Origin of the sequence: Marinomonas posidonica (assembly GCF_043643765.1) — a bacterium.
Taxonomy (GTDB): Bacteria; Pseudomonadota; Gammaproteobacteria; order Pseudomonadales; family Marinomonadaceae; genus Marinomonas; species Marinomonas posidonica_A.
Genome location: NZ_JBHZSP010000008.1, coordinates 112,423 through 123,945 on the forward strand (window position 1 = coordinate 112,423; position 11,523 = coordinate 123,945).

The window sequence follows — 11,523 nt, forward strand, 5'->3', positions numbered from 1 at the left end:
ACAATCAAGGCCCGTTAGGGCCTTGTCGTCTGAATTCAGTTTATTGCTTGTTACGCATTAGTCGACGGCGCTCAAAGTCTCGAATTCGCTGTCGGCAGTGAGCGATGGTTTGATCACTCATTGGGGAGCGCCTTTCATCTCTCAACTCCCCACCTAAATTACGAACTAGGGTTTGCGCTGTTTCCAACATAAAATCAAATGCCTTCATGCTGTTTTTCGGCCCTGGTAAGCCCATAAAGAAACTCACACCTGGGCAATCACTTTCCCCCATGGTGTCTAAGTCAAAGGTACCTGGTTCAATGGCGTTGGCCATACTAAATTGTACGCGCCCACGATCAAAACCATCCTCATGGCGATGGAATATGTCCATTTCACCGTAACGCATGCCGCAGTTTAAAATCAGTTGCAGTAATTCCATACCAGCAAAATTTTGCTCTTCAGGGGCGAAAATATTAATCACGATGACTTCTTCGATTTCTGCCATGTTGGCATCATCATCTTCGCTTTCATCTTCATCCATGTCATCCAATGAACCTTGCGGTGTTACTTGATCAATATCTACTTCAGAATAACTGCGTTCATAGTCTTCCGTATGAAAAATCGTTCTTTGTTCATCGGTATCAGCGACGTCAGCATAACCAAGATCTAATTCATCTTGTTCATAAAAACCATCATCCGAATAATTTTGTTCGGAAATAGCCGAGTCACCAAAATCTCGTTCCGGTACAAGGGAGGCTAATTCGTCTAAATGCAGCTCTTCTGTACGTTGTAACTCAGGGCCAGAATCCACTTTATGAGGCACATCCGTCAAAGGCGCTTTGGAGGTTTTACGGGCTGTTTCGAAGGCACTCGAAATAGGATCTTTGTGAGGGGGTTCAGGTTCATCGAGTTCGCTCTCATCAAACTGCACAGAAGATCGATGACGCAAAACGATCTCGTCCGAAGAGCGAGATGAGTTTTGACCGGTTGAATTTGCCTCTTGGCCTTTTTTGTAACGACGAAAACCATCTATTAGGATGACGACAATAATGACGACACCAATTAAGATTAGCCACTCACGCAAGCTAAATTCCATTACTCATTCCGAATTACATTAAGTGAAAGTTGGATATATTATCAGACGAAGCGCATCAGTATTCAATTATAAGGCCAGCTTGATCGTAAAAATCTCTTTACGATTTGTAACCACGCCCCGTTTTGTGCCGATAATTTGACCTTTGGTCAAATCCGCATCCTGTAAGTTGGCCAATTTTACAACAAGATCAACCTGTTCCACCTCTGCTAAATTTGCCGTCGGCATTAAAGCATCTAGGTTTGTTAACAGGATTGGACTTGCCAAGTCCTTTGGCAACACTCTTTGTATGGCCACAGGCATTTTTTGTCCAGGCACTTGAGCATACACTAATAGCACATCATTTGGCTGCCATTGTCTGTCTCTAGCTTGCCATGTTAATTGCACCGCAATCTGATCGGTAATGATTGGCGCTAACGTTTGATAACTAATTTTACCAAGCTGTCTGGCTTTACCAATGGCCGTCAATAAAGCCATTCGCTCCGCAGAGTTAGGGTTATAACGAATGGCCTCTTGCCAAGCTAAAACCGCGCCTAGGTAATTCGCTTGATCAAACTCAGTTACGCCTTTCAAACCCAACGCATTCGGTTGATTCGGCGCAATAGCAAAAATACGTTGTAAGGCTTTTTCTAATGCTTCTGAGCTTTGGTTTTTGTTCGCGTAAAAAATTGCCTGAGCGTATTCAACCAACAAATTTAACCTATCTTGGCTGTCTTCAGGCAATCTGTCTAACGCTTTTTCAAATGCCAACACCGCCTTGGAATACTGACCAGCTTTTACTTCATCAACCGCTTCATAATACCAATCTTCAGCACGATCATAACGACGGCTGCGATATTGCAAGAATGCCGAAACTTGTGATGGCGTCAATGTCTCTGACATCATGGCCTGATGGAATTGAACGTCTTTTGCATAACCTAAGCCTTGATAAAGACTGATGCTGCCGACAACCGTTAAGATGAAAAACAATAACACACACCACTCTGCAAATCGGCTCTGCACAACTGAACCAAAAGGTGTCTTTGTTTGACTCACCCTTTGCTCAACCATTAAGTCAGCTGCTAGTTGCTGTGACTCTTCCACGGAAAGCTGACCTAATTCCGCCTCATCTGCAATTTCATTTCGACGAATGTCGAAAAACGCCTCATCAGCATACTTTTCTGATCTTTGTTGTCGCCCCGAATACCAAAAAAAGTAGCCAAAGCAGCTTATTAATAAGGTGATAATAAGGAGGCTCGCAAGCATCATTTGCTGCTCCTACGACGGTTTTTCGTCAGTACGACCACAAATAACACAACGCCACCTGATAGCAGAATAAAGGGACCATACCAGAGCAAAAAAGTGGCTGGCGTATTTTGTGGTCGGTAAAGTACAAAGGTGCCATAACGTGCGACCATGTAATCCACTATTTCTTGATCGGTTTTACCTGTTTCAATCATGCTGTGCACTTGATGTCTTAAATCCACAGAAATACCCGAATTAGAGTCAGCAAGGTTTTGATTTTGACACTTTGGACAACGTAGCTCTTTAATCAAGCTTTGATAACGCACTTGATTCAATTCAGAACGAAAGGTCATTAGCTCTTCCGCAAACGCAGCATTCACGAAACCAAATAAAGCTAAACAGATCAGGAGTTGTTTAATCATCACAAATACGCCTTGATTACTTGCCAACTTTGCGCATTCAAAACACCCTGTAATCGATAAGCAATTTTCCCTTCTGCATTGATCACAAAGGTTTCTGGTGCGCCCGTCACCCCCATATCCAAACCAAACTGACCTAACTCGTCCATCAACACCAAAGTATAGGGATTGCCTTTGTCCCGTAACCATTGCATCGCCGCTGCTTGCTGGTCTTTGTAATCAATACCAACTATGGTCACACCTTGCTCAGCTAAGGTCATTAAATATGGGTGTTCAACATGACAAGATGGACACCAGGTTCCCCAAAAATTAATTAAATACGAGCCTTTGGGTAAATCGCTCGTCTGTTTGACTTGCTCTCCCTCTAGGGTCACTAACTGAAACGAAGGAACAGGCTGACCAATCAAAGCTGATGGCATGTATTGGGTGTCTTTACCCAATAAAAAATAGAACACAACCCCCAAAACCAAGAACACCAGAAAAGGCAGGAATAATATAGTGCGTCTCATTATGCTCGCTCCCTTTTCTGTCGATAACGTTTGTCGAAAGCCGCTAACATCCCACCCAGCACCATAAATAAGCCACCTAACCAGATCCAACGTACAAAAGATTTAATATGGATACGAACACCCCAAGCACCGTCTTCCAGCTTTTCACCTAATGAAATGTATAAATCACGAGTAAAACCTGCGCCTAATGCCGCTTCCGTCATGACTTGTTGTCGAGTGGTAAAAAAGCGTTTTTCTGGGTATAAATCCGCCACTAGCTGACCTTGCTGATAGACCTGAAAATGGCCTCGATCAGAAAGATAATTCGGCCCTTTGATCAACTCCATAGAATCAAACACAAACACATAACCACCAACTTCAGCTTGACTGTCTGGCGACATTTTCACCATGGCCTCATGACTGTTCACACTCACCATGATGACGCCAACCAAACTGATCGCCATGCCAAAATGCGCAATCACCATCGCGTAATAACGATTGGGTAACGTTCGCCACTGTTTAAGCCTTTGCTTTCCTGACACAAATTGCTTGTTGAACCAATCCAACAAGGTCATAAACACGACCCAAAAAGCCACGCTCAAACTGCACCAAGTAAGCCAATCAAACAGCTGCCAGAACACAATCCCTGCCGCCAAGCCCATTGATAGCAGAGCGGCTCCCAACATGGCTTTCCACCAAGTTGCCAGTTTCGTGTGATGCCATTTAGAAAAAGGCCCGATCGCCATAAACACCATCAAACATAAAGCAATAGGACCAAACACCGCATTAAAATAAGGCGCTCCTACTGAAATTCGCCCCATACCTAAGGCGTCAAACAAAAGTGGGTACAAGGTGCCTAACAGCACGGTTAACGTCAGCACGCTCAATAAAATATTATTCAACAATAACCAAGCTTCTCGCCCACTGAAGCCAAAACTCACAGACGAACGCACTTGCCCTGCTCGCAAAGCATAAAGCAGCAAACTGCCTCCCACCAAAACAACCAATAGGGCCAGAATAAATACGCCCCGAGTGGGGTCTGCCGCAAAAGCATGCACTGAAGTCAGCACTCCAGAACGAACAAGAAACGTCCCGAGCAACGACAAACTAAAGGTGAAAATGGCGAGCAATACCGTCCAACTTTTAAACACACCACGTTTTTCCGTTACCACTAACGAATGCAGTAAAGCTGTGCCAGCCAGCCAAGGCATAAAGGAAGCATTTTCAACTGGGTCCCAAAACCACCAGCCGCCCCAACCAAGTTCGTAATACGCCCACCAGCTTCCTAAGGTAATCCCTAAGGTTAATGAAGCCCAAGCGGCAGCTGTCCAAGGACGAGCCCAACGCGCCCAATAAGCGTTTAAATTCCCGGTTATCAAAGCCACCACAGCGAAAGCAAACGCTACTGAGAAACCGACATAGCCCATGTATAAAATAGGCGGGTGTAGAATTAAGCCTATATCTTGCAATAAGGGATTTAAATCCCCTCCGCTAGTCGGTACATCTGGCAGAATCCGAACAAAAGGCGACGAAGTAAACAGTAGAAATGCCAAAAAACCACTCGCCACCCAACCTAGCACCGACAAAACCAAAGGGCCAATCGTCTCAGGTAAACTGTCTAACCTCAGCGCCACTGCTAGACACCACAGAGCCAAAATCAACACCCATAATAATAATGAGCCTTCATGCCCCCCCCAAACCGCACTAAACTTGTAGCGCAGCGGTAAGTCCACATTGGAATTCTGGCTAACGTATAAGACAGAGAAGTCGTCCGTTATAAATGCCCAAGCTAACAACAGAAACGCAATCACAACCAAGCATGCCATAACATGCGTCAGAGGACGCGCGGTATTCAGTAACAACAGGCTTTGACGGAAATAGCCAACCATGGGCAAGGTCGCCAAGGCGATGGCAAAAAAAAGAGCGAGGATAAGAGAGAATTGACCTATTTCGGGAAACATAAACCGTATCACAATGTCCTTAATAAGATGATTCTGAAGACATTTGACGAGACTTTAATGCGTCCGTCACTTCAGGTGGCATGTACTTTTCGTCATGTTTTGCTAACACTTCAGAGGCTTCAAAAACACCATCGCCCCTAAGCTTTCCAAGGGCAACAACACCCTGCCCTTCGCGAAACAAATCAGGCAAAATACCAGTATATTCAATACGTAATGAGTGCTGAAAATCCGTCACATTAAAGGCCAGAGTAAGACTGTCTGGTTGACGAGCCAAACTTCCTTTCTCCACCATACCACCAGCGCGGATCGTCGTTTCCAGTGGTGCCTCTCCAGCGGCAATCTGAGCAGGAGAATAAAAGAGGTTGATATTTTGCTGTAACGCATACAACACCAACCCTAAAGCAGAAGCCAGCAAAGAAACAATTAACACGATAAACAACAAACGCTTACGACGTATCGCATGCATAATTTATGGCTCTCTCAAAAAACGTTCATGCAACTGACGTCGCACTTTGCGGCGCTCGCGTAAACTCAGAAAAATGAATGCTACCAGCATCGAACCACTTATTCCGTATGCAGACCATACATACAGTCCATGTTTGCCCATGGCGAAAAAGTCTGCAAAGCTATCAAATGCCATCGCTTAACACCTCTTGCTTTAACCACTGAGTTCTCGCTTCACGCCGCATAATCTCGGTTTGCATTCGCCACAGAATCACTGCAGCGGCCAATAAATACAGTCCAATCACTGCAAACAATAAAGGCAACCACATCGCCATTGGCATACTAGGTGGCTCTGTAACCGAAAAGGTTGCCCCTTGATGTAACGTATTCCACCATTCTACTGAGTATTTAATGATGGGTAAGTTCAATAATCCCACTACGCTGACCACGGCTGCGGCTTTGTCTGCTAAGGACCTTTCTTCCAATGCTGACTGTACGGCAATGACCCCCATGTATAGAAACAACAAAACCAAAACAGACGTTAACCTAGCATCCCAGACCCACAAAGTTCCCCACGTTGGTTTCCCCCAGATCGAGCCAGTTACTAAAGCGATAAATGCCATTAATGCCCCAAAAGGTGCGACTGCCTGCAAGAATATAGGGGACATTTTAATTTGCCATACCAGATACACTATTCCCGCCATCCCCATCGCAAAGTAACAAGACTGAGCCAGGATGGCTGCTGGCACATGTATATAGATAATTCGAAAGCTATTACCTTGTTGATAATCTGGTGGCGCAATGGCTAATCCCCAGACCATTGCCACCATTAAGCACAAACAAGCCAAGCAAAATAAAGGCTTTGGCCAAGCTTTAAAACGACCATAAAACCACTTTGGTGACCCTAACCGATGTAACCAAGCCCAACTCATTAATTTACACTCGCTTTAATACTGATGGCCGTCATTAATGGCGACACCACCAAACTGACGAAAAAAATCGCGCCTAAAATGGCCAAAGGCGCATCATAAGGTAGGCCTACTTGAGCGACCTTTGTGACAGAAGTCGCAAAAATAATAATCGGCAAATACAAAGGCAAGACTATCAGCAGCATCAACACGCCCCCTTGACGAAGTGACACGGTGACCGCCGAGCCGATCCCCCCCAATAAAAACAAACTGGGAGTAGCCAACATTAGGCTCATAAACAGAGGCAAAAAGCTGTTATCCGGCAAGTATAAAACTTCACTCAAAACAGGCGAAAGCAACAACAATGGCAAAGCAATAAACAACCAATGCAGGGCCATCTTGATTAACACCAAGATGGGAACAGACAAACCACTGACAAGCCATTGTTCTAACGAACCGTCGTGATAATCTTCTTTATACAAACTTTCAACGGACATCAAAATGGCCAACGCGGCTGCACACCAAATAATGCCGCTCGCCGCTTTTGATAAAAACATCGGCGTCGCATCAATACCAAGTGGAAACAGCACAATGACCAAGAGAAAAAACAATACACTATTGACCATATTTTGCTTACGTCGCCACACTAAGCGACATTCAGCACGAAGAAAAGAAACATAGGTCATAAGGTTAACTCTATCGACTGGGCATCGATTCCCAATAAGGCTTGATGCGTTGTTAAAATAACAAGCCCTCCGCACTTAAGCTGCTGTTCTAGCTTAATCTCTAATAAAGCACGCCCTTTCACATCAAGAGAACTAAACGGTTCATCCAATAGCCAAATGGCTTGATCTGATAACCACAAACGAGATAAAGCAACACGTTTAGCTTGTCCAGCGGACAGCTGTTTCACTGGAGTATTTTGATAAAGCAATAGGTCTAACTGAGCCAATGCGCTATGGATATTTTCCCGCGAAGCATTGGGGCAATAACACCGTATGTTTTCTTCGACCGTTAATAACCTTTTAATACCATATTGATGACCAAGATAAAGACAATCCTGCGGCCATTGATTCATCGCTGCGCCAATCACCTTATCATCGAGAAAGATTTCCCCTTCTACGGGTCTCAACAATCCTGCGATGACTTTTAATAAGGAAGATTTACCTGCGCCGTTCTCCCCAACAATTTGATACAAACGACCAAACTGCGCAACCACTGATAACCCCTTGCATAGATCACGCTCTCCACGCTCAATCGAAATGTTCGACAATGTTAAAGATACATAAGACTGCAAAAGATTTATCCATTTTTGCCGATAAAGGGAATAACACAAATTACGCTAAAATAGCTTAGACTCATTATATGAGAATCTTTCTAAAATAACGATCTAATAGGCAGTCAAGATGATCTCTGACATAAAATCCTTAATCAATGGCCGAGCATCCTCATCAGACGGTAGCTCAGTCAATGTCAGTAATCTGGGCACCATTGCTAAATTAAGCAATGAAATGAGACTGATCGAAAACCTAAGTTTGATTAAATTTCAGGGCAGCGAAACCACCTTATTCCAAGGCAAACCTGTCCAGTTGTTGCATGCTTCCAGTCAGCATCAACCCTTCACCTTAATCAATCATGGTACACCAATCGACATCACAGACTTGAACAACGTAAAACTAAACAAAGTGGGCACTCACCAAGCGACGCTTCAGCTACCAGCCGATCAATCGGCAACGAAACTCAGCAACCAAGCCACAACAGGAACACCAAGTCGAACACACAGTCTGAACATGGCTTCACAAGTCATTCAACTCACTGTGGTGTCTAGTTTACCAAATTCAGGCGCCAGCAAAGTTTCGCCAAGTGCCACAGCCGTTTCGACAAGTGTAGCAACAACGAATACTGCGCCAACCACACACAGTCATAATACCGGCATAACAACCAATCAAACGAACATAGGGTCGACGTCGGTCACTCCTCCAGCACAGCATCAAACCTCAAAACCAACGTCACAACTGAGTCCCTCAACATCAAACCATGTTCCTCCAACAACACAAGCCACCGCATCACAAACGTCACCGTCACAAGGACAAGCGACATCCAATCAGACAACTCAGAACTCAAATACGGCCAACCAAGCATCGTTCGGGCAGACGAATAATGGAACAGCCAAAGCCACTAGTACGACGACAGTACCAGCGCAATATTCTCAAGCGACCTCATCACTCAGCAATCAACAAGCACACACTCAGTCGCCCACTGCCTCAACCTCAACGCAAGCTTTAGCTCACGCAGTGAAAGTCACCGATGGTCAAACAGAATTTCAGATCATCAGCCAAACGCCGCTAAAAAAAGGCGATACCATACGCGTATTTGTTGATGCAAATAATCAACTACAAGCCTTACCAGCAAAAGAGCAAACGTCCACATTACCGATTCAAACTCAGGCTCTAAGGCAGAGTTTGCCGAAACAATTGCCCGCTGCGGATATGACGCGATTGATAAACCAGTTACAAACACTCGCTGATTCTGCTGATGGAGAAATGCCTCCTCGCACTCAAGAAGCGCTTAAACAACTGGTTCAACACCTTCCTAGCTTGTCACAAATCACTTCTGGGGCTGAATCCATGAAGCAGGCTATGCAAGTCAGTGGCTTGTTCTCTGAGTCCTTGTTATTAAACGACCAGAAATTGCAAATCCCTGCTGACCTTAAACTCAATCTTGAAAGGCTCAAAGACAGTCAAGAAATGCTTCCTACTCAACGCAGTACAGTATCTTTACCCACTGAGCAAATCGCGAGCGCCATTGAGAGGATCACCACCAACCAACTGCGGCATTTAGCTGAACCAGGTCAGATTAATACACAGATTTACCCACTACAGATTGAGATTCCCATCAAGGAACATCAGCAGCACCGGCTGATTCAAGTTGAAATAGATAAAGACCCCAGCCAATCCGAAGCAACGGATCATGATCGACGCTGGTTAGTGAAGCTGCAGTTTGATTTTGAAGAAACCGGTCGTTTTGATGCAAGAACCAGTATTCAAGGCAATAAAGTCGGTATTTTATTTGCCGCTGAAAGCTTAGATACCGTACAAAAACTACAGAGAAACATGCCTCATTTAAAAGATAAGCTCAGTCAAAAAGACATTGAAATAGAACGCATAGATGCCTTTCAAGCCAACCTTAAAAAGGCCGAGAAAACCAAACACACGAACCAACCTTCTCTGATCGATGTGAGGACATGATGCAAAAAGCCGTCGCTCTAAAATACGATTACAATAATGCGCCAACGGTCGCGGCGAAAGGCAGCGGTTTATTAGCCGAAAAGATCATGGAAGTGGCAGAAGAAAATGGCGTCATGTTGCACCAAAGCCCTGAACTGGTTGAAATGCTCAGCACCTTAGAACTTGGAGAAGAGATCCCTGAAGCATTGTATTTGGCAGTGGCAGAGATCATCGCCTTTGCTCACCAAATTAAAGACCATCAATGGTAATCAGAGTTTTTTCGAGACTCTTTTTTCAGTAAGCTAATCAACTCGGCTTCAGCACGGATTAAACCGCACTTAGACACCAAATCGTCGATGGTTGCCCCCATCTCCAATAGCTCCATCGCGCGATTGTAAGAAACACTGCCTTCTTTCGATAAGATCTCAGATTGCTTCTCAACCGCCAAATTCAATTTCTTCTCAATGGCAACTAACCGTCTTCCCATTCCAATCGAACCAGACGCTAACACTTGCACCTGTTTCTTATGGTCAACGCCTGCTTCCATTTGTTGTATTTTCAGCTGTTTAATTCGTTTGGACATACGAAATGCCCAAGTCACCAAAGCCAGCAGCATAACAAACTGCAGAACAAGAATAAGGTTAAACAACCATTGAGATTCCATCAAAAACAACTACCCTAATTTACATTGAAGAGACTTCAGACCACTCATCTTCTGATAACAGCTTGTCTAGGTCAACCAATATCAACAAGGTATCATTTTTGTGACAAACACCTTGAATGAACTTGGAAGACTCATCGTTGCCGACGCTTGGTGTGACTTCAATCTCGGACTGACGGAGATACACAACCTCAGAAACTGCATCGACCAAAATGCCAATAACGTGACCATCCACTTCCAATATCATGATTCGAGTGGCATCGGTGATTTCACCAGATGGCAAACCAAAACGCTGACAGGTATCAACCACTGTCACCACAGTGCCGCGCAAATGGATAATACCTAATACAAAAGTCGGTGCACCTGGTACGGGAGCGATTTCAGAATAACGCAACACTTCTTTTACTTGCATCACATTGACGCCATAAATTTCGTTTTCTAAACGAAAGGTCACCCATTGCAACATTGGATCTTCAGATTGATTGGCGCTCTTTAGCGCGATACTCGTAGACATTATTCATCTCCCAAGATCACACAGTGATCATTAGCCCTACTTTAACGAACCCTTAAAGCCATTTTGAGGGTCATCTAATAATTCAATAAAACCTTGTACATCCAGTATGGCACACATGTGGTCAATTACCGTACCAGCGAGCCAAGGTCGCTTACTTCTATCATTTCGCCACTTCACTTGAGAAGGCTCTAAAGTAATGGCTTCTGCCACTTTTTCACAAGCTACGCCCCAATTCGAACGATCTAATTGAATAACAAACTTGAAATGCTCTTTGAGTTCGCCTTGATAATGATTTGGCATGACCCAACGAGCAGTATCAACGGTTCTGAGATTAAAGTCGCCAACATTCGCAACACCAATAAACCAATCCGGCTGACCAAATATCGAGGTGATTTTTTCCTCACCACTTTGAAAAATACCACCCAACTCAACTAAAGGCACAGCCATTTTTAGGCCACCAACATAAAACAGCAAACATTCGAATCGACCTTTTGCCCAAGGTAAAGGGTCGGTTTTTGCCACTTTAGGTGTGGGTGTTGGCTCAACAACCTGCTCAACCTCAAGAGTCGGCTCTTGTTCTGGTGTCGCTTCCATTAACAGAGATG

Annotated in this window: 15 protein-coding genes; 2 read left to right on the forward strand and 13 right to left on the reverse strand. The window is 44.4% G+C overall.

Going from position 1 to position 11,523, the window contains the following annotated elements; translation table 11 throughout:
• Nucleotides 1-40: 40 nt before the first annotated feature.
• From zipA to ccmA, 10 genes are all read right to left on the reverse strand, one after another.
• Nucleotides 41-1,075 (reverse strand): cell division protein ZipA, encoded by a 1,035-nt coding sequence (zipA, locus tag ACHUFM_RS10695; RefSeq protein WP_113874220.1) that lies wholly within the window; start codon nt 1,073-1,075, stop codon nt 41-43.
• A 66-nt stretch (nt 1,076-1,141) separates the two neighbouring features.
• Nucleotides 1,142-2,320: a tetratricopeptide repeat protein gene (locus ACHUFM_RS10700; protein WP_394182201.1), complete on the reverse strand. Its 1,179-nt coding sequence runs from the start codon at nt 2,318-2,320 to the stop codon at nt 1,142-1,144.
• Entirely contained in the window at nt 2,317-2,718 is a 402-nt protein-coding gene (locus tag ACHUFM_RS10705) for a cytochrome c-type biogenesis protein (protein WP_394182203.1), read from the reverse strand. The genes ACHUFM_RS10700 and ACHUFM_RS10705 overlap by 4 nt, the downstream gene beginning before the upstream one ends.
• A complete protein-coding gene (locus ACHUFM_RS10710; RefSeq protein WP_394182205.1) occupies nt 2,718-3,224 on the reverse strand; it encodes a DsbE family thiol:disulfide interchange protein in 507 nt (168 codons plus the stop codon). The genes ACHUFM_RS10705 and ACHUFM_RS10710 overlap by 1 nt, the downstream gene beginning before the upstream one ends.
• Nucleotides 3,224-5,164, reverse strand: a complete 1,941-nt coding sequence (locus ACHUFM_RS10715; protein WP_394182207.1) for a heme lyase CcmF/NrfE family subunit — start codon at nt 5,162-5,164, stop codon at nt 3,224-3,226. Before ACHUFM_RS10715 ends, ACHUFM_RS10710 begins: the two co-directional genes overlap by 1 nt.
• Nucleotides 5,165-5,183: 19 nt before the next feature.
• On the reverse strand, nt 5,184-5,630 hold the full coding sequence (gene ccmE / locus ACHUFM_RS10720) for a cytochrome c maturation protein CcmE (protein ID WP_394182209.1): 447 nt from the start codon (nt 5,628-5,630) through the stop codon (nt 5,184-5,186).
• 3 nt (nt 5,631-5,633) lie between these two features.
• Nucleotides 5,634-5,804 (reverse strand): heme exporter protein CcmD, encoded by a 171-nt coding sequence (ccmD, locus tag ACHUFM_RS10725; protein ID WP_394182211.1) that lies wholly within the window; start codon nt 5,802-5,804, stop codon nt 5,634-5,636.
• Nucleotides 5,794-6,540: a heme ABC transporter permease gene (locus ACHUFM_RS10730; RefSeq protein ID WP_394182213.1), complete on the reverse strand. Its 747-nt coding sequence runs from the start codon at nt 6,538-6,540 to the stop codon at nt 5,794-5,796. Before ACHUFM_RS10730 ends, ccmD begins: the two co-directional genes overlap by 11 nt.
• Nucleotides 6,540-7,202: a heme exporter protein CcmB gene (gene ccmB / locus ACHUFM_RS10735; protein WP_394182215.1), complete on the reverse strand. Its 663-nt coding sequence runs from the start codon at nt 7,200-7,202 to the stop codon at nt 6,540-6,542. Before ccmB ends, ACHUFM_RS10730 begins: the two co-directional genes overlap by 1 nt.
• Complete coding sequence (gene ccmA, locus ACHUFM_RS10740) at nt 7,199-7,813, reverse strand: cytochrome c biogenesis heme-transporting ATPase CcmA (RefSeq protein WP_394182217.1); 615 nt, start codon at nt 7,811-7,813, stop codon at nt 7,199-7,201. Before ccmA ends, ccmB begins: the two co-directional genes overlap by 4 nt.
• Nucleotides 7,814-7,922: 109 nt before the next feature.
• On the opposite strand from ccmA, the gene fliK reads away from it, so the two are divergent.
• The gene (gene fliK / locus ACHUFM_RS10745; RefSeq protein ID WP_394182219.1) at nt 7,923-9,764 is read left to right on the forward strand and encodes a flagellar hook-length control protein FliK; all 1,842 of its coding nucleotides are present in this window, start codon (nt 7,923-7,925) and stop codon (nt 9,762-9,764) included.
• The gene (locus tag ACHUFM_RS10750; protein ID WP_013795366.1) at nt 9,764-10,012 is read left to right on the forward strand and encodes an EscU/YscU/HrcU family type III secretion system export apparatus switch protein; all 249 of its coding nucleotides are present in this window, start codon (nt 9,764-9,766) and stop codon (nt 10,010-10,012) included. The genes fliK and ACHUFM_RS10750 overlap by 1 nt, the downstream gene beginning before the upstream one ends.
• Here the strand turns inward: ACHUFM_RS10750 and ACHUFM_RS10755 are convergent.
• The 3 genes from ACHUFM_RS10755 to ACHUFM_RS10765 all read right to left on the reverse strand — a co-directional run.
• A complete protein-coding gene (locus ACHUFM_RS10755; protein ID WP_394182328.1) occupies nt 10,003-10,407 on the reverse strand; it encodes a DUF2802 domain-containing protein in 405 nt (134 codons plus the stop codon). The genes ACHUFM_RS10750 and ACHUFM_RS10755 overlap by 10 nt on opposite strands.
• Before the next feature lie 19 nt (nt 10,408-10,426).
• Nucleotides 10,427-10,918, reverse strand: coding sequence for a chemotaxis protein CheW (locus ACHUFM_RS10760; RefSeq protein ID WP_063333780.1), 492 nt, complete (start codon nt 10,916-10,918; stop codon nt 10,427-10,429).
• Between the two features lie 36 nt (nt 10,919-10,954).
• A partial coding sequence (locus tag ACHUFM_RS10765) for a chemotaxis protein CheW (RefSeq protein ID WP_394182221.1) occupies nt 10,955-11,523 on the reverse strand: 569 nt, incomplete at its 5' end.